The organism is Microbacterium sp. NPDC058269 (genome assembly GCF_042881445.1).
GTDB lineage: Bacteria > Actinomycetota > Actinomycetes > Actinomycetales > Microbacteriaceae > Microbacterium.
In genome coordinates, this window is sequence record NZ_JBHVXT010000003.1 from 96743 (window position 1) to 114821 (window position 18079).

At 67.2% G+C, this 18079-nt stretch carries 18 protein-coding genes; 16 read left to right on the plus strand and 2 right to left on the minus strand.

Going from position 1 to position 18079, the window contains the following annotated elements; all coding sequences use genetic code 11:
• Positions 1-146: 146 nt before the first annotated feature.
• The 13 genes from atpB (at position 147) to ACFVWL_RS14130 (ending at position 13402) form a co-directional block, all read left to right on the plus strand.
• Positions 147-815, plus strand: a complete 669-nt coding sequence (atpB, locus tag ACFVWL_RS14070) for a F0F1 ATP synthase subunit A (protein WP_387183890.1) — start codon at positions 147-149, stop codon at positions 813-815.
• A 43-nt stretch (positions 816-858) separates the two neighbouring features.
• Positions 859-1098, plus strand: coding sequence for an ATP synthase F0 subunit C (atpE, locus tag ACFVWL_RS14075; RefSeq protein WP_045265023.1), 240 nt, complete (start codon positions 859-861; stop codon positions 1096-1098).
• A gap of 27 nt (positions 1099-1125) precedes the next feature.
• On the plus strand, positions 1126-1680 hold the full coding sequence (locus ACFVWL_RS14080) for a F0F1 ATP synthase subunit B (protein WP_387183894.1): 555 nt from the start codon (positions 1126-1128) through the stop codon (positions 1678-1680).
• Positions 1680-2471 carry a F0F1 ATP synthase subunit delta gene (locus ACFVWL_RS14085; protein WP_387183897.1) on the plus strand — a complete coding sequence of 264 codons (792 nt, stop codon included), beginning with the start codon at positions 1680-1682 and terminating at the stop codon, positions 2469-2471. The genes ACFVWL_RS14080 and ACFVWL_RS14085 overlap by 1 nt, the downstream gene beginning before the upstream one ends.
• 47 nt (positions 2472-2518) lie before the next feature.
• The gene (gene atpA / locus ACFVWL_RS14090) at positions 2519-4159 is read left to right on the plus strand and encodes a F0F1 ATP synthase subunit alpha (RefSeq protein WP_387183900.1); all 1641 of its coding nucleotides are present in this window, start codon (positions 2519-2521) and stop codon (positions 4157-4159) included.
• A gap of 19 nt (positions 4160-4178) precedes the next feature.
• Positions 4179-5075 (plus strand): F0F1 ATP synthase subunit gamma, encoded by an 897-nt coding sequence (locus ACFVWL_RS14095; RefSeq protein WP_017830990.1) that lies wholly within the window; start codon positions 4179-4181, stop codon positions 5073-5075.
• A gap of 21 nt (positions 5076-5096) precedes the next feature.
• Positions 5097-6551 (plus strand): F0F1 ATP synthase subunit beta, encoded by a 1455-nt coding sequence (gene atpD / locus ACFVWL_RS14100; protein WP_017830989.1) that lies wholly within the window; start codon positions 5097-5099, stop codon positions 6549-6551.
• 2 nt (positions 6552-6553) lie between these two features.
• Complete coding sequence (locus ACFVWL_RS14105) at positions 6554-6814, plus strand: F0F1 ATP synthase subunit epsilon (RefSeq protein ID WP_017830988.1); 261 nt, start codon at positions 6554-6556, stop codon at positions 6812-6814.
• A gap of 76 nt (positions 6815-6890) precedes the next feature.
• Positions 6891-7637, plus strand: a complete 747-nt coding sequence (locus ACFVWL_RS14110; RefSeq protein WP_387183904.1) for a YaaA family protein — start codon at positions 6891-6893, stop codon at positions 7635-7637.
• 147 nt (positions 7638-7784) lie between these two features.
• Positions 7785-8636, plus strand: coding sequence for a large exoprotein (locus ACFVWL_RS14115; RefSeq protein ID WP_387183907.1), 852 nt, complete (start codon positions 7785-7787; stop codon positions 8634-8636).
• Between the two features lie 89 nt (positions 8637-8725).
• Complete coding sequence (locus ACFVWL_RS14120) at positions 8726-9709, plus strand: aldo/keto reductase (RefSeq protein WP_387183910.1); 984 nt, start codon at positions 8726-8728, stop codon at positions 9707-9709.
• An 84-nt stretch (positions 9710-9793) separates the two neighbouring features.
• Positions 9794-10591, plus strand: coding sequence for a PP2C family protein-serine/threonine phosphatase (locus ACFVWL_RS14125; protein ID WP_387183913.1), 798 nt, complete (start codon positions 9794-9796; stop codon positions 10589-10591).
• 57 nt (positions 10592-10648) lie between these two features.
• Positions 10649-13402 (plus strand): FtsK/SpoIIIE domain-containing protein, encoded by a 2754-nt coding sequence (locus ACFVWL_RS14130; RefSeq protein WP_387183915.1) that lies wholly within the window; start codon positions 10649-10651, stop codon positions 13400-13402.
• 55 nt (positions 13403-13457) lie between these two features.
• On the opposite strand, the gene ACFVWL_RS14135 is transcribed toward ACFVWL_RS14130, so the two are convergent.
• Positions 13458-14453, minus strand: a complete 996-nt coding sequence (locus ACFVWL_RS14135) for an asparaginase (protein WP_387183917.1) — start codon at positions 14451-14453, stop codon at positions 13458-13460.
• A 67-nt stretch (positions 14454-14520) separates the two neighbouring features.
• Here ACFVWL_RS14135 and ACFVWL_RS14140 point away from each other — a divergent pair, with 67 nt between their 5' ends.
• Complete coding sequence (locus ACFVWL_RS14140; protein ID WP_387183920.1) at positions 14521-15015, plus strand: OsmC family protein; 495 nt, start codon at positions 14521-14523, stop codon at positions 15013-15015.
• Between the two features lie 18 nt (positions 15016-15033).
• Here ACFVWL_RS14140 and ACFVWL_RS14145 read toward each other — a convergent pair whose 3' ends face one another.
• On the minus strand, positions 15034-15831 hold the full coding sequence (locus ACFVWL_RS14145) for a lysophospholipid acyltransferase family protein (RefSeq protein ID WP_387183923.1): 798 nt from the start codon (positions 15829-15831) through the stop codon (positions 15034-15036).
• Between the two features lie 88 nt (positions 15832-15919).
• On the opposite strand from ACFVWL_RS14145, the gene ACFVWL_RS14150 reads away from it, so the two are divergent.
• Together ACFVWL_RS14150 and dxr are read left to right on the plus strand one after the other, a co-directional pair.
• Positions 15920-16918 carry an FKBP-type peptidyl-prolyl cis-trans isomerase gene (locus ACFVWL_RS14150; protein ID WP_387183924.1) on the plus strand — a complete coding sequence of 333 codons (999 nt, stop codon included), beginning with the start codon at positions 15920-15922 and terminating at the stop codon, positions 16916-16918.
• Positions 16919-16955: 37 nt separating this feature from the next.
• Positions 16956-18038, plus strand: a complete 1083-nt coding sequence (gene dxr / locus ACFVWL_RS14155) for a 1-deoxy-D-xylulose-5-phosphate reductoisomerase (protein WP_387183925.1) — start codon at positions 16956-16958, stop codon at positions 18036-18038.
• Positions 18039-18079 lie beyond the last annotated feature (41 nt).

An 18079-nucleotide genomic window follows, 5' to 3' on the forward strand; every position in this document is an offset into this window, starting at 1 on the left:
AGCCCGCGCTGTTTAATCTTGCTGCGACCCTGACCCCCCGACTCGCCTCCGACGGCGAGTTCCACGGCCCTTCGATCGACGATTTCTTTCCGGAGATCCTCTTCTACGTAGGCCCAGTCCCCGTCAACCGGATCCACCTGATCCAGTTGCTCGCGGTGATCGCCGTGGTCCTGATCCTCTGGCTCGGCACCCGCCGCATGAAGGTCGTTCCCGGACGCTTCCAGAGCCTGGTGGAGATGGGGCTCGGCTTCGTCCGGACCAACATCGCCCACGACATGCTCGGGCGCAAGGACGGCAATCGCTTCCTGCCGATCCTGACCACGATCTTCTTCATGGTCCTGTTCATGAACATCACGGGCATTATCCCGTTCCTGAACATGCCGGGAACGGCGATCGTCGCGGTGCCGCTCACGCTCGCCGTGGTCAGCTACGTGACCTTCATCTATGCGGGTATGAAGCGACACGGCTTCAAGTTCTTCAAGAACTCCCTGTTCCCGCAGGGTGTGCCGGCCGCCGCGATGCCGATCGTCGCGATCATCGAGCTCATCTCGACGTTCATCCTGCGCCCCGTCACGCTGACGCTGCGTCTTCTCATGAACCTCGTCGTGGGGCACATGATCCTGGTCCTCGCGTTCTCCGCGACCCAGTTCTTCTTCTTCACCGCAGGCGGCGGCTGGGCCGCGCTCGGTGTCGGAACCCTCGCCTTCGGCGGCGCCTTCACTCTCTTCGAGATTCTGGTCGCCGTCCTCCAGGCATACGTCTTCACCGTCCTCACCGCGGTCTACATCCAGCTCGCGGTCGCAGAAGAGCACTGAGCGGGCGGGCAACAGCCCACCCACCCAACGAAAGGAAAAACCCGTGGACGCTACTACGGTTCTCGCTGAAATCAACGGTCACATCGGAGCGGTCGGCTACGGCCTCGCAGCCATCGGCCCGGCCATCGGCGTCGGCATCGTCGTCGGCAAGACCATCGAGGGCGTTGCCCGTCAGCCCGAGCTGGCCGGTCGTCTCCAGGTCCTCATGTGGATCGGTATCGCCTTCACCGAGGCGCTTGCATTCGTCGGCATCGCCGTCGCATTCATCCCGTTCCCCGCGTAATTCTCACCGACTTCAGAAGGAGACAGGATGCTGAACGCTCTTGTCACGAACCTCGCAGCTGAGGGGGAACCGAAGAACCCCCTCATCCCTGCCTGGTACGACATCATCTGGTCGGGCCTGTGGTTCATCGTCATCCTGATCGTCGTCTGGAAGGTCGCCCTTCCCCGACTGACGAAGATGCTCGACGAGCGGTCCGCCGCCATCGAGGGCAACATCGCCAAGGCCGACGAGGCGCAGAAGCAGGCGGAGGCGGCACTCGAGGAGTACACGCGTCAGCTCGCTGAGGCGCGTACCGAGGCCGGCGAGATCCGTGAGGCCGCCCGCGAGGACGGCAAGAAGATCGTCGCCGAGGCGAAGGATGCCGCATCCACCGAGGCTGCACGCATCACCGCCACCGCGCACACGCAGATCGAGGCCGAGCGTCAGACCGCTCTCGTCTCGCTGCGCAGCGAGGTCGGAACGCTCGCGATCGATCTCGCCGGTGGCGTGGTCGGCGAGACGCTTTCCGACGACGCACGTGCGACGGCAGTCGTCGATCGCTTCCTCGCCGAGCTCGAGGCATCCGAGAAGGCGGCTCAGTAATGGGCAGCGCGACCACTCAGGCACTCGCGGCATCCATCAAGACGCTTGCCGCAGCGAAGGACGTCACTCTCGACACTGCGCGGGAGCTGTTCGCCGCCGCGCATGCCGTGAGCGCGTCGTCCCAGCTGAGCGGCGCGCTTGCTGATCCTTCCGCTCCCGCCGCGGCACGACAGAACGTCGTCGCCGCGGTGTTCGGCGGGTTCTCCGCAGGCGCCCAGGGCGTCCTGAAGACCGTCGTCGCCGAGCGCTGGTCCAACGCGGGCGAGCTCGTCGAGGGTATCGAGGAGCTCGCGATCCGCGCCGCAGCGATCGCCGAGACGGACACGGACATCGAGGGGGAGCTCTTCGGCTTCTCCCGGGTGATCGCGGCCAATCCCGAACTCGAACTCGCTCTGGGCAGCCGCGTCGGCGGAGAAGACGCCAAGAGTGCGCTCGTCGAGCGTCTCCTGGCCGAAGGCTCCACCAGCGCTGCGACGACGCTGATCATCACGTCGCTCGTGCGCGAGCCGCGCGGGCGACGAGTGCGTCGCCTGCTGAACCGGGCGATGAGCGTCGTCTCGAGCCAGCGCGGACGAGTGGTCGCCACGGTGTACACCGCTGCCGACCTCACAGACGCGCAGCGCGCCCGTCTCAGCGACTCGCTCTCGCGTCGCTATGACGGCCAGGTATCGCTCAACGTCGTCATCGACCCTGCCGTCGTCGGAGGTCTGCGCGTGCAGGTCGCCGATGACGTCATCGACGGCAGCATCTCCGCACGACTCGCCGACCTTCGCCAGAAGCTCGCGGGCTAACACGACTTCGCGCGGGGAACCGCGCACCCAGATACAAAGGGAAGACAATGGCAGAACTATCGATCAGCCCCGACGTCATCCGTGACGCGCTGAAGGACTTCGCCGCAGCATACGAGCCCTCCGGGGCCGGGGCGACCGAGGTCGGAACCGTCATCGACGCCGCAGACGGCATCGCGCACGTCGAGGGACTGCCCGGCGTCATGGCGAACGAGCTCGTCATCTTCGCCGACGGCACCAAGGGTCTCGCACAGAGCCTGAACGAGCACGAGATCGGTGTCGTCGTCCTCGGCGAGTTCACCGGTGTCGAGGCCGGTCAGGAAGTCACCCGCACCGGTGAGGTCCTCTCCGTTCCGGTCGGCGACGGCTACCTCGGCCGCGTGGTCGACCCGCTCGGCAACCCGATCGACGGACTCGGCGCGATCGAGACCGAGAGCGTCCGTGCCCTCGAGCTCCAGGCGCCCGGCGTCATGCAGCGCAAGTCGGTGCACGAGCCGATGCAGACCGGCATCAAGGCCATCGACGCGATGATCCCCGTCGGCCGTGGCCAGCGTCAGCTGATCATCGGCGACCGCCAGACCGGCAAGACGGCCATCGCGATCGACACGATCATCAACCAGAAGGCCAACTGGGAGTCGGGCGACGTCAACAAGCAGGTGCGTTGCATCTACGTCGCCATCGGACAGAAGGGCTCGACCATCGCTTCGGTGAAGGGCGCGCTCGAAGAGGCAGGCGCCCTGGAGTACACCACGATCGTGGCCGCTCCCGCTTCCGACCCCGCCGGCTTCAAGTACCTGGCTCCTTACACGGGTTCGGCCATCGGACAGCACTGGATGTACGGCGGCAAGCACGTCCTCATCATCTTCGACGACCTGTCGAAGCAGGCTGAGGCCTACCGCGCCGTGTCCCTCCTCCTGCGCCGCCCGCCGGGCCGCGAGGCATACCCGGGTGACGTCTTCTACCTGCACTCTCGTCTGCTCGAGCGTTGCGCGAAGCTGTCCGACGAACTCGGCGCCGGTTCCATGACGGGTCTCCCGATCATCGAGACCAAGGCGAACGACGTCTCGGCATACATCCCGACCAACGTCATCTCGATCACCGACGGCCAGATCTTCCTGCAGTCCGATCTCTTCAACGCCAACCAGCGTCCCGCGGTCGACGTGGGTATCTCCGTCTCCCGAGTCGGTGGTGACGCTCAGGTCAAGTCGATCAAGAAGGTCTCCGGAACGCTGAAGCTTGAGCTGGCGCAGTACCGCTCCCTCGAGGCGTTCGCGATGTTCGCGTCCGACCTCGACGCGGCTTCGCGTCGTCAGCTCTCCCGTGGTGCGCGTCTGACTGAGCTGCTCAAGCAGCCGCAGTACTCGCCGTACCCCGTCGAGGAGCAGGTCGTCTCGATCTGGGCCGGCACCAACGGCAAGCTCGACACGATCGAGGTCTCGGATGTCCTGCGCTTCGAGCGCGAGCTCCTGGACTACCTGCGTCGCAACACCAAGGTTCTCGAGACGCTCCGCGACACCAACGTCCTCGATGACGCCACGGTCGAAGAGCTCGGGAAGCAGACGGATGCCTTCATCCTGGAGTTCCAGGGTGGCAAGGGACACGCCATCGGCGCCCCGGGTCACGAGGAGCACGCTGCAGCCGAGGCGGAGGACGTCAACCAGGAGAAGATCGTCAAGGGTCGTCGCGCGTAACCGCGTGAGGTACTGACATATGGGCGCTCAACTCAGGGTCTACAAGCAGAAGATCTCTTCTGCTCAGACGACCAAGAAGATCACGAAGGCGATGGAACTCATCGCGGCTTCGCGCATTCAGAAGGCGATGGCACGCGTCAAGGCGTCCACACCCTTCGCGCGAGCCGTGACGAGGGCCGTGTCGGCCGTCGCGACGCACTCGAACGTGGATCACCCGCTGACCCGCGAGTCCGAGAACATCACCCGCTCCGCGGTCGTGATCTTCTCCTCGGACCGTGGTCTCGCCGGAGCCTTCAACTCGCAGATCCTCCGTGAGGGTCTCGAGGTGGCGGAACTCCTGCGTGAGCAGGGCAAGGAGCCGGTCTTCTACCTCATCGGTCGCAAGGCCGTCGGATACTTCCAGTTCCGACGCCTCGCTGCCGCTGCGGAGTGGACCGGCGACACCGACACCCCGTCGTTCCACACCGCGGAGGAGATATCCGCCACGCTGCTCGAGTCCTTCTCCCGCGGGGGACAGGACGGCGGCGTCGACGAGATCCACCTCGTGTACAACCGTTTCGTCAGCATGATGACGCAGTCGCCCGAATCCGTGCGTCTGCTCCCGCTGGAGATCACGGAAGCCGATGAGTCGGAGGCCGGTAACACCGTTTACCCGCTGTACGAGTTCGAGCCGGACGCCGAGACAGTTCTCGACGCGATCCTGCCGGTGTACATCCAGAGCCGCGTCTTCAACGCTCTCCTGCAGTCGTCTGCCGCAAAGCAGGCGGCGACGCAGAAGGCGATGAAGTCGGCCAGCGACAACGCCGACAAGCTCATCACCGACTACACCCGTCTGCGCAACAACGCGCGCCAGGCGGAGATCACGCAGCAGATCGCCGAGATCGTCGGCGGCGCCGACGCCCTCTCGAGCAAATAGACCATCAGGAAAGAGACGAAAATGACCCTCACCGCTCCGGCTGACCAGCCGGCGACCGCGGTCGTCGGGCGCGTCGCACGCGTCAACGGTCCGGTTGTCGACATCGAGTTCCCTCATGACTCGATCCCCGACATCTACAACGCGCTGAAGACCACGATCGCGATGGGCGAAGAGTCCACCGAGATCACGCTCGAGGTCGCTCAGCACCTCGGCGACGACCTCGTCCGCGCCATCGCCCTGAACCCGACCGACGGCATCGTCCGCGGTCAGGAGGTCCGCGACACCGGTGAGGCCATCTCGGTCCCCGTCGGCGACGTGACCAAGGGCAAGGTGTTCAACGTCATCGGCGAGGTGCTCAACCTCGAGCCCGGCGAGACCATCGAGGTCACCGAGCGCTGGCCGATCCACCGCAAGGCGCCGAACTTCGACCAGCTCGAGTCCAAGACTCAGATGTTCGAGACCGGCATCAAGTCGATCGACCTCCTCACGCCGTACGTGCTGGGCGGAAAGATCGGTCTGTTCGGTGGTGCCGGTGTCGGCAAGACCGTCCTCATCCAGGAGATGATCCAGCGCGTCGCCCAGGACCACGGTGGTGTGTCGGTGTTCGCCGGTGTCGGTGAGCGCACCCGTGAGGGCAACGACCTCATCCACGAGATGGAAGAGGCGGGCGTCTTCGACAAGACCGCCCTGGTGTTCGGCCAGATGGATGAGCCGCCGGGAACGCGTCTGCGCGTCGCCCTGTCGGCTCTGACGATGGCGGAGTACTTCCGTGACGTGCAGAAGCAGGACGTGCTGCTCTTCATCGACAACATCTTCCGCTTCACGCAGGCCGGTTCCGAGGTCTCCACGCTGCTCGGGCGCATGCCCTCCGCCGTGGGTTACCAGCCGAACCTCGCCGACGAGATGGGTGTGCTCCAGGAGCGCATCACCTCGACGCGCGGCCACTCGATCACCTCGCTGCAGGCGATCTACGTGCCGGCCGATGACTACACCGACCCGGCCCCGGCGACCACGTTCGCCCACCTCGACGCGACGACCGAGCTCTCTCGTGAGATCGCCTCGAAGGGTCTGTACCCCGCCATCGACCCGCTGACCTCGACGTCGCGCATCATGGATCCCCGCTACTTGGGCGAGGACCACTACCGCGTCGCCACGACGGTCAAGCAGATTCTCCAGAAGAACAAGGAACTGCAGGAGATCATCGCCATCCTCGGTGTCGATGAGCTGTCCGAGGAAGACAAGATCGTCGTGTCGCGTGCACGTCGTATCCAGCAGTTCCTCTCGCAGAACACGTACATGGCGAAGAAGTTCACGGGCGTCGAGGGTTCGACCGTCCCGCTGAAGGAGACCATCGAGTCGTTCGATGCGATCACCCGCGGTGACTTCGACCACGTGGCCGAGCAGGCCTTCTTCAACGTCGGTGGCATCTCCGACGTCGAAGAGCAGTGGGCGAAGATCCAGAAGGAGAACGGCTGACCATGGCGCTGCATGTCAGCCTCGTCTCCGCTGATGCGGAGGTCTGGACGGGAGAGGCGAGCCTCGTGGTCGCCAAGACCGTCGAGGGTGAGATCGGCTTCATGACCGGCCACGAGCCGGTGCTGGCCATCCTCGCCGAGGGCCAGGTTCGCATCACCCAGTCGGATGGCACCAAGGTGCTGGCCAACGCGCAGGACGGGTTCCTCTCCATGGAGGGCGACACCCTGACGATCGTTGCCGGCAACGCGGCTCTCATCGCCTAGCAGTACCTGTTTCACGCGTCCGCCTCGGCACCCGCACGGGTTCCGAGGCGGACGCGTCTGTATCCACCGAGGTTTCATGAAGATCCTGCTCCCTCCGTCGGAGACCAAACACGAGGGTGGCGACGGTTCCCCTCTCGATCTCGACTCGCTGGTGCTTCCGTCGCTCAACGAACGGCGGTCGGCGGTCCTCGAGGCGCTGATCGACCTCGCCGCCGATGAAGAGGCCGCACGACGCGTGCTCAAGCTGAGCGAGCGTCAGAGGGGGGACATCGCGCACAACAGGGCGCTTCGATCGGCTCCCACCATGCCCGCGATCGACCGGTACACGGGTGTGCTGTTCGACGCGCTCGATGCGCGTTCCCTCTCCGCGGTCTCCCGGCGGTGGCTGGGAGAGCACGTGTGGATCCACAGCGCTCCGCTGGGTCCTGTCGGTGCCCTTGACGCCGTTCCCGTCTACCGCCTCGCTGCGGGCACCTCACTCCCCGGACTTCCGGCCCTTCGCCGGCACTGGGCCGAAGCAACGTCCGCCGCGATCACCGAGGCCGCTCCGTCGTTCGTCCTGGACCTGCGCAGCGAGGCCTACGTCGCGCTCGGGCCCGTGCCCGGTTCCGTCTCCTCCGCGTACGTCCGGGTGGTGACTGCCCACGGAAGGGCCCTCAACCACTTCAACAAGAAGTCGAAGGGCCTGCTCGTGCGGGCGATCGCCGAGGACCGGCCGCGTGTCAGCTCGCTCCGCGGCCTTCGGGCGTGGGCGCAGAAGCGGGGGATCTTCCTCCGCGACGGTGCACAGCCCGGCGTTCTGGAGCTGGTCGTCGAGGAGTGACTCGGCTTGCGCGTGACGAGCTCCGCTTCGTCCGCGGATGGTGGTGACGTGGACGCGCCCGATGGCGAAGAGATCTGCGGGGAAACCCCGTGACGCGCTAGTGTGTTCAGCGCATGATGCCGCATCATGAATTTTCTGGAGGGAACTATGGACGACTACTACGGCTATGGCGGCCTGTCAGGCGGCGCGTTGGTCGCGTTGATCCTGGTCTACACGATCCTGCCACTCGCCATCTACGCGCTCTACTCGTGGTTCTACATGAAGATCTTCGAGAAGGCGGGAGTGCAGGGCAAGTGGCGCGCCTGGGTGCCCGTCTACAGCACCATGATCTTCTACAAGCTCGGTGACCTGAGCCCTTGGCTCGTTCTCTACCTGATCGGTGCCGGTATCGTCGGCTCGATCATCCCGTTCCTCGGGTGGTTCCTTATCCTCCCGCTCGTCGGCATCGCCGGCCGCGTCGTCGATCTGATCGCCGCGTGGCGCGTCGGACTGAAGCTGCAGAAGGATGCGGTCTGGGTCGTTCTGTACTTCTTCCTGCCGCCGGTGTGGCTCGGCATCAACGCATTCGACAAGTCGCGGTGGAATCCGGCGATCCAGCCCGCCTCCTGGGCAGCCAACGGCCTGCTCGGCGACCGCACGGTCTGGGACGGCGTTCCCGCTCAGGCATCGGCCGCAGCGCCTCAGGCCGGATACGGCGCGCCCCAGGGCTATGCACCGCCGGCGCCCCAGGGCTACGCTCCACCCGCACAACCCGGCTACGCCCCTCCGGCTCAGCCCGGCTACGCGCCGCCTGCCGGACCTGCAGCGCCGGCAACGGGAGCTCCTGTTCCTCCGGTGCCTCCGACCACGCCGCCCGCACCTCCGGCAGCACCGCCCACGACCCCGCCGGCGCCGCCGACCGCTCCGCCTGCAGCTCCGCCGGCACCGCCTGCAGCTCCGCCGGCACCGCCTGCAGCTCCGCCGGCACCGCCGACCGATCCGACGCAGCCCCCGGCGTGATCGTCTGACACAGGGCCCCCGACTCCGGTCGGGGGCCCTGTGCTGTTCCGGCTGGTCGTCGATACGCGGTGGCCGCTAACGTGGTGGACATGGTCTTGTCCCAGCGCCGCGTGGGCGCCTCCGGTCTTCTCGTCTCCTCCACCGGTCTCGGTTGCAACAACTTCGGACGTGCGGGCACCGCCACCGAGAGTCTCGCCGGCACGCGCGTGGTGATCGACGCGGCTCTCGCCAGCGGCATCACCTTCTTCGACACCGCCGATATGTATGGGGCGGTGGCCGGAGCGAGCGAGACGCTGATGGGGGAAGCCCTCGAAGGTCGTCGTGACCGCGTCGTGCTCGCGACGAAGTTCGGTCAGGAGCGCGACATGGGCTACGCGTTCCCCGCTGCACGTGGCTCGCGCCGCTACATCCGACGAGCGTTGGAGGAGTCTCTGCGGCGGCTGCGCACCGACTGGATCGACCTTTATCAACTGCACCTGCCCGATCCCGAGACGCCGATCGAAGAGACGACCGATGCACTCGATGAACTCGTGCGCGACGGGAAGATCCGCTACTACGGTCACTCGAACTTCACGGGGTGGCAGATCGCCGAAGCGGAGTTCACGACGAAGACGCGGTCGACCGGCAGATTCGTCTCTGCGCAGAACCACTATTCCTTGCTCGCACGCGCTGCGGAGCGGGAGGTGCTGCCGGCGGTGGAGCGGTATCAGCTCGGCTTGCTCCCGTACTTCCCTCTACACAACGGACTGCTCACGGGGAAGTTCACCCGCGACGGCGGCCCGGCGGCGAGTCGCATCATGTCGGCGCGTCGCCATGTCTGGGAGAACGCGCCGTGGGATGCGCTCGATGCGTTCCGTGGCTTCTGCGACGAACGCAGCATCTCGATGCTCCAGGCCTCATTCGGATGGTTGCTGTCGCACTCGGCGGTCTCCAGCGTGATCGCCGGCGCGACATCGGCAGAGCAGGTCGTGGCCAATGCGGAGGCAGGGGATGCGTGGCGCCCCGACGCCGAGGAGCTCGCCATCATCGATGCCCTGTTTCCGCTTCCGGCGGATCCGGGTGCCCCGGTGTGATCGCGGTGCGCGTGACTTCTACTACGATGTGTTGTGAGTATCCTGCGACCGTCCGACCTGCCGCAGGCCCACCGGAGGCAGCACGTGGCTGAGACGAAGACGCACCGAGTCACGGTTGCGCAGCGCCCGCTGCTGCTTTCCTGGTCCGGGATCACCGATCAGGGCCGACGCCGCGAGACGAACCAGGACGCCTTCCTGGCCGACTATCCGCTGTTCATCGTGGCCGATGGGATGGGCGGTCATGCCGGCGGTGAGATCGCCAGCCAGAGCACCGTCACGCGGCTGCAGGCGGTCGTCTCGTCGGGGAAGGTCGATCGTCCGTCGATCGAGAATGCGCTCGAACTGGCTGTCGGAGACATCGCGGATCACCCGGAGACGACCGACGAGGGCACCGGCACGACGCTCACGGGTGTGTACTTCGACAGCGATGGCGACGAATCGCACTGGATTGCTCTGAACATCGGCGATTCCCGGGTGTATCTTCTCCGCGACGATCGACTGGTGCAGATCACGACCGATCACTCCGTCGTGCAGGAACTGATCACGGCGGGCAAGCTCAGCCCGGAGGAGGCCGAAGGGCATCCCTACAGCAACGTGATCACCCGCGCGGTGGGGGCGAGCGAGCTCACGGCCCCTGACTACGTCTCCATCGACGTGCGCCCGGGTGACCGATTCGTCATCTGCTCGGACGGCCTCACCAAAGAACTCACCGATTACGGGATCCAGCACTTCCTTCGGGAACACGAAGACCCGGGGGCCGCTGTCGACGCGATGCTCGCGGCAGCGTTGGAGAACGGTGGCCGGGACAACGTGACGCTCATCATCGTTCAGGTGACGGCGGAGGACGACTCGTCCTCCCCAAGTGGGAATCCCGCCGAATAACGATCTCGCGCTGTGGACGGCGCCGAGCAGTCGATCGCGGTGCGATCCACTGGAGGCATGGACTCCCTCCCGATCGTACTTCCGACGGCGCCCGCCTCGTCGCGGCGCCCGCCGCTGCCGTTCGTAGCGGCCATCGTGCCGATCGCCGCGGGAGTAGTGCTGTGGTTGGTCACCGGATCCTTCCTCGCGCTCTGCTTCGCTGCGTTGGGTCCGCTGATGATCGCGGCCTCGCTGGTGGACTCGGCGCGCGCTCGGCGGAGAGAACGTCGACGGGGGGAGCAGCAGATGGAAGTGGCGTGGGCCGCAGCAGAGGCAGAGCTCGTCCGCCGCCACCACGATGAACGCGCTGCGCTGTGGCAGCGACGACCCGACACCGCGACCTGTATCGCACAGCCGCCGCTTCGTGCCGCCCGACGGCTCGATGAGACGACGCCCGTCGTCGTCGGTGCCGGCCGTGCGACGAGCGAGGTCCGCTGCAGCGGGGGAGAGGATGCACGTGGCCGGAGCTTCGACGAACGGTGCCGCGTCGTCGAGGATGCGCCGATCGTCGTGCCGATCGGCGGAGGGATCTGCCTCAGAGGTGCGCGGCCTCTGACCGAGGCGGCCGCGAGGGCTCTGATCATGCAGCTGTGTCTGCGCTTCGGTGCCGCGCAGCTGTCGCTTGTCGGCGCTGATCCGGGCGGTGCCGATCTCGCTGCATACGGATTGGCGGGTCTTCCCCATGTGCAGAGGGTCCGTCGTGGTGGATTCCGGGTAGGGCTCGGTTCGACGGGGGGCGGACGGCCCGAAGCAGATGCGATGATCTGGATGGCCTCCGTCGGCGAAGAGGTGCCGGAGGGCATAGCGACGGTCGTCGACATCATTGAACCGCAGCAGGGGACCCTGCGTACCCCGGCGGGTACGACCGCACTCGTCGTCGAGTGCTTGTCGCGTGCACAGGCCGAAGTGGTGGGGACCGAGCTCGCCCAGCGCGGTGACGACGTCGATGCGCTCCCGGAAGCGGTGTCGCTCGGCGAACTGGAGCAACCTCAGGGCGTGGAGGGTCTGGCGGTGACACTCGGTCGTGGTGAGCGCGGGAGCATCACGGTCGATATCGTCGCCGACGGCCCGCACGCGCTCGTGACCGGGATGACGGGGACGGGCAAGAGCGAGTTGCTCGTCAGCTGGGTGACCGCCATCGCGTCGACGAACGGACCCGACCGGGTGACGTTCGTGCTCGCCGACTTCAAAGGCGGTACGGCGTTCGAGCCGCTGCGTGCCCTGCGTCAGGTGGCTGCCGTCATCACCGACCTCGATGAAGAGGGGGCCCGACGGGGTGTCTCCAGTCTCTCCGCAGAACTGCGACGGCGGGAAGCCGTGTTGGCCGCTGCGGGGGCTCGCGATGTGCGCGACGTCGCGATGCCACGTCTCGTCATCGTCGTCGACGAGTTCGCCGCTCTGTTGGCCGAACACCCCGACCTGGGCGCGGTGTTCACCGACATCGCGGCCCGCGGCCGTGCGCTCGGCATGCATCTGATTCTCGGTACGCAGCGTGCCGCCGGCGTCGTCAGAGACGCGTTGGCTGCGAACTGCCCCCTCCGCATCAGCCTCCGTGTGGGCGACGCCGCAGACAGCAGGCTCATGATCGGCACGGATGCCGCAGCCGCGCTGAGGGGAGACCCCGGATCCCGTGGGCTCGGGCTGGTGCGGAGGCCGGCCGATCATGAGCCCGTCGCCTTGCGGATCGCCTTGACCTCGCCCGCCGATCTGCGAGATGTCGGAATGCGGTGGGCGGCAGCGAATCAGCCTCCCAGCCCATGGCTGCCCGCCCTTCCTGCCGTTCTCCCGATAGCCGAGCTCGTCGACGACGCCGAGGCGGCGCCTGACGCGGTCGTCCTCGGCCGCGCGGACGACCCCGGCCATCAGGCACAGCCGCCGGTCCTGCTGCGATGCGGCGAAGACCGTGGCGTCGTGGTGCTCGGCGCTCCAGGCTCCGGTCGGACGTCGGTGCTGAGAGCGGTGGCATCGCAGCGGGACGATGCCGTCTGGGTGCCGCGTGACCCCGAGGCCGCATGGGACCTTCTCGCTGCCTGGGCGGATGGCAGTGAGCGCCCTCCTGCTGTCGTCCTGAGCGATGACATGGATGCGCTGCTGGCCGGATTGCCGTCGGAGTACAGCCAGCAGCTCGTCCAACGGTGGGAGCAGGTTCTTCGCGCCGCGGAGGGTACGACATTCGCTCTGACCGCGGCGCGGGCCAGCGGATCGCTGGGGCGGGTGCTCGATCTACTGCCGTGCCGGGTGCTGCTGCGTATGTCGACGAAGCTGGAGCATCTGGCGGCAGGGGGCGAAGCTTCCGGTTTCGTGCGCGACCGCGCTCCGGGGCGCGCCAGGATCGGCGATCAGGAGGTCCAGCTCGCCTGGGTCGAGGAGAGTGGGGCCCGCCGGTCCGCAGGCCCGTCGGAAGTGGCATGGGTGCCCTCGTGCGCTGTCACGGCCGTCGTCAGCGCCGGGGCCGAGGAGGTCATCGCCAGAATGCGTGACGCCCATCCCGAGTGCGAGGTGGTGGCCGCAGGCACAGAACCGGGGGTACCCGCAAAGCGGTGCATCGTGGTGGCCGATGCAGAGACATGGCAGCGGAACTGGTCCTTGTGGCAGCGGGTGAGATCGACCGGTGAGGTACTCATTCGCTGCGAGCGTCCCGCCGATCTCCGACAACTCGTCGGCGCACGCGAGATTCCCCCATACGCCCGCCCGCACGCAGGCCGAGCATGGTCGGTGATCGGCGCGGGTTCACCGCGTCGCGTGCGCCTGTTCGAGTTGTCACCTCGATGAGTGTCTCATCGAGATGGAGCATCGCCCGCGAAAGCCAGACGCCCGCGTCGGGACGTCAGATGCCCGCTCCCGGACGGATGGCGCCGACGTCCACCCCGCCGCCGAGCACAGTGAGCGGGAGAGCACCGGCGAGTGACGCCACGTCGGCGTCGCTCAGGCCTCCCGCGCGCGCGAGAAGCGTGGCAGCCACGATCGTGGAGGCACGGGTGGCGCCGTCGAGCATCTTCATCGCCACGGTCGTGCCGTTCGGGGCGACCATCACCATGACGCCTTCTGCTCCGTATTTGGTGAACACGCCGAGCTTCTCCGTCGCGATCGTGTCGGGGCGTCCAGGGCCCTCGATCGTCCAGGGGTTCTCGCGCACCGCACGGACCAGCGAGCCGGCGACGCGGTGAAGCGCGAAGGGAGAGCGGTCGGACGCCGTCCCGATGCGATGGATCGCTCGCGCCAAGCCGGTCAGCGTCATCGCATGGACCGGCGCACCGCATCCGTCGATCGCGGTGTGCGCGATCTTCTCGCCCGTGAGGCGCTCGATGACGTCGCGAATGTGCTGCTGCAGCGGGTGGGCCGGATCGAGGTAACCCGCGGTCGGCCATCCCGTCGCCACACAGGCGCGCAGCATCGCGGCGTGCTTGCCCGAGCAGTTCATGCGTACGCGCGTCGGTTCACCGTGCTCGCGCACGAGCTCGTCACGGGTCGCGGAGTCGCTCGGCCACGACGCAGGGCAGCCCAGGTCGTCCTCCGTGAGCCCTCCTTCGGTGAGGATGTCGCGCACCACCGATGCGTGCCGGTCGGTTCCGACGTGGCTCGCTGTCGAAAGCGCCAGCTGCTCACCCTCGAGGATCGCGCCGGCGGTGATGCACGCGATGGCCTGCAGCGGCTTGAGGCTGGAACGCGGCAGGATCAGCGCATCGGCGTTGCCGTGACGGGCTACGATCTCGCCGTCGGGGGAGAGCACGACGGCCGCGCCGGCGTGGCGGGATTCGACGAATCCGCTCCGCTCGACGACGGCGAGTTCCACGGAATCCTGAACGGTGAGAGTCTCCAGCACCCGTCAACTCTAGCCCGGGGTGCGCGGCGGCTCGCGTCGTGTCAGAGGAGCCTGACAGACTGATGGCATGGCAGAGACGACCTCTCGCACTCTCGGCGAACACCACTATGCGCTCACTTCGACGTGGACCGGCAACACGGGTACCGGAACCACCGGGTACCGGGACTACCGCCGAGACGTGACGATCGAGGTCGCCGGCAAGCCCGATCTCCTCGCCTCCTCGGACAAGCCCTTCCGGGGCGATCCCTCGCGGTGGAACCCCGAAGACCTCCTGCTCGCCTCCCTCTCCGAGTGTCACCTCCTGTCGTATCTGCATGCGTGCGTCACCGCCGGCGTCGTCGTCGTGTCCTACCGCGACCAGGCGACCGGAATGATGCGAGAAGACGGCGGGGGCGGTGGTGCGTTCGTCGAGGTGACGCTGCGCCCTGAAGTCGTGGTCGCCGAGGCCTCGATGATCGACGCCGCAGAACGCGCCCACGCGCAGGCGAACCAGTGGTGCTTCATCGCGAACTCGATGAATTTCCCCGTGCATCATCAGGCGACGGTCAGCGCCCTCGCCTGAGCGGGAAAGGCTCGGGTGTCAGCGACGCTCGTGGGGGAGGGCCTGCTTGATCTTCTCGATGGCTCCCTGCGCCGGGGCCTCGTTGTAGGCTCCGGCAAGTTCCTGACCGGAGAGGCCGTGGATCGCGGCCATGATCTGATCCGTGGCGAGACGTCGCGCGCGTCCGCTCGTTGCCGGACCGTGCGGGGACAGATCGAGCGGTTCGCCGAAACGCACCGTGATGCGCTCCTTGAGGGTCGGCACCTTCGCGCCCACGGGCATCACCTTGTCCGTGGCGATGAGGCCGACGGGAACCACGGGAGCCCCCGTCTGCAGCGCGAGGAACGCGACGCCCGTGCGGCCCTTGTAGAGGCGGCCATCGGTCGAACGGGTGCCCTCGGGATAGAGCGCGACGGCGAGGCCCTCATCGAGCAGCTGGCGCTGCAGGTCGAGGGCATCCAAGGCGGCCTGGCCCGCGCCGCGCCGCACCGGAATCGCGCCGATGGACTCGAAGAACGTCTTGCTCATCCAGCCCTTGAAGCCGGTGCCCTCGAAATACGTCGACTTCGCGAGGAAGTGCACAGGGCGAGGAGCAGCGACAGGGATCGCGATCGAGTCGATGAACGACAGGTGATTGCTCGCGAAGATGACCGGACCGCTCAGCGGCACGTTCTCCCGCCCCTCGATCCGGGGGCGATAGACGAGACGCGCGAGCGGCGTGATGAGGCTGCGGCCGAGCGTGTAGGCGAATCCGGCATGACGAGGCTTCGCAGTCTCTTCTGACGAGGATTCCTCTTCTGACGAGGATTCGGGCTCGACGGACTGCTCAGAGGTCATCAGAGCAGGTTACTCCCGGATCCATGCCACCGTGGGAATGAAGACTTCCGACGCGCCTCCCAGCGCGGGCAAAGGGGTATGAGGCAGGATGGAGTTTCCTGCCCTGCGATCCCGAGGTCCCACTGTGCGCAAGCGTCCGCTCATCGTCCTGTCCACCGTCGCCGCGGCGACTCTCCTGCTGGCTGGTTGTGCTGGTGGCGGTGCCCCGGAGAGTTCCGGCACCCCTTCGCCGACGGCGTCGAGCGCGTGCCAGCTGGACGCGAAGTCGGGAGACACGTCCGACTCCGTCGTCGTGGAGGGCGAAGGCGCGGACACCAAAGTGACGGTTCCCGCCGATGCTCCGTTCGCCGGTGTGGAGAGGACCGTCATCTCCGAGGGAGACGGGGATGACGTCGTGGTGAGTGACCTCGTATCGGTGGAGTACCAGATCGTCGATGCGACGAACAATCAGGTGCTCGATTCTTCGGCCCGTGGTGAGGGCGGAGTGCTGCCCGTGTTGCTCGACACGAACCAGTCGTCGCTCTTCGTCGCCGCACTCGAGTGCAAGCCTGTCGGCTCGCGGATCGTGCTCACGCTCCCGGGCCAGGTCCTCGGCGAGGGGGCCAACAACGTGGTCGTCTACGCCGAAGCCGTCGAGCAGCTGCCCGAGGTGGCGACGGGTACGCCGGTCGACCCGACGCCGGGTATGCCGACCGTCAAGCTCGACGACAAGGGCGCGCCGACCGTGACGATCCCCGACGGCGACGCGCCGACCGAGACCAAGGTCGCGGTCCTCAAGCAGGGCGACGGCGCGACTGTCGCTTCGGGCGACCTCGTGGTCGTGCAGTACCTGGGCGTCAAGTGGTCCGACGGCAAGGAGTTCGACTCCAGCTGGAGCCGTGAGGCCGCTCCGGCGCAGTTCCAGACCACCGGCGTCGTCGCTGGCTTCCAGAAGGCCCTCGAGGGCCAGCGGGTCGGCTCGCAGGTCGTCGTCGTGATGCCGCCGTCCGACGGCTACGGCGCGAGCGAGGGGCACGAACTCCAGAAGGAGAGCCTCGTGTTCGTCGTCGACATCCTCGCGACGACCCCGGTCCAGCCGCAGCAGTGACCGCAGGGAGGCCGTGGGCGTGACCTAGGCTGGCGGTATGCGTCGCGTCATCGTCCTCGGCTCCACCGGCTCCATCGGCACCCAGGCACTGGATGTGATCCGTGCCAACCCTCGTCGATTCGAGCTGGTCGGCCTCGCTGCCGGTTCCAATGCCGAGATGCTGGAGGCGCAGGCCGCGCAGTTCCAGGTCGAGTCGACGGCGCTCGGCGCGGTCGAGGCCGAGCAGCTCGTCCGTGACGTCGAGGCCGATGTGGTGCTCAACGCGATCACCGGCTCGATCGGCCTCGGTTCGACTCTCGCGGCGTTGAAGGCGGGTCGCACCCTCGCCCTCGCGAACAAGGAATCCCTCATCGTCGGCGGCGACCTGGTACTCGCCGCCGCTGCCCCCGGGCAGATCGTCCCGGTGGACTCCGAGCACTCGGCACTCGCGCAAGCGCTCCTCGCCGGCACCCACGCCGAGGTGCGCCGCCTCGTGGTGACGGCGTCCGGCGGACCGTTCCGCGGACGCAACCGTGCGCAACTGACCGAGGTCACTCCGGCCGAGGCGCTCGCGCATCCGACGTGGGACATGGGCCGGATGGTCACGACCAACTCCGCGACCCTGGTCAACAAGGGACTCGAGGTGATCGAGGCGCATCTGCTGTTCGACGTCGCCTACGACGACATCGAGGTCGTCGTGCACCCGCAGTCGATCGTGCACTCGATGGTCGAATTCATCGACGGCTCCACGATCGCGCAGGCCTCGCCGCCCGATATGCGTCTGCCGATCTCCCTCGGCCTGGACTGGCCGCACCGCGTCGGTGGCGTCGGCCGACCGCTCGACTGGTCATCCGCCACGTCCTGGACGTTCGAGCCGCTCGACGGGGAGGCCTTTCCGTCGGTCGCGCTCGCGAAGGCGGTCGGACGCGCGGGCGGGACGTTCCCCGCCGTCTACAACGCGGCGAACGAGCAGGCGGTCGATGCGTTCCATGAGGGGCGGCTCTCGTTCCTCGGTATCGTCGACACCATCGCCCGGGTCATCGACGCGCACGATGCGCCCGACGTGCTCACGGTCGAGACGCTTGCCGCGGCAGAGTCCTGGGCGCGCGCCACTGCCGATCGGCTGATCGCCGCCGTCTGAGAGTCCGAGTCGTTGCGTCGGCGCCGGGGCGTTCTCCCGCC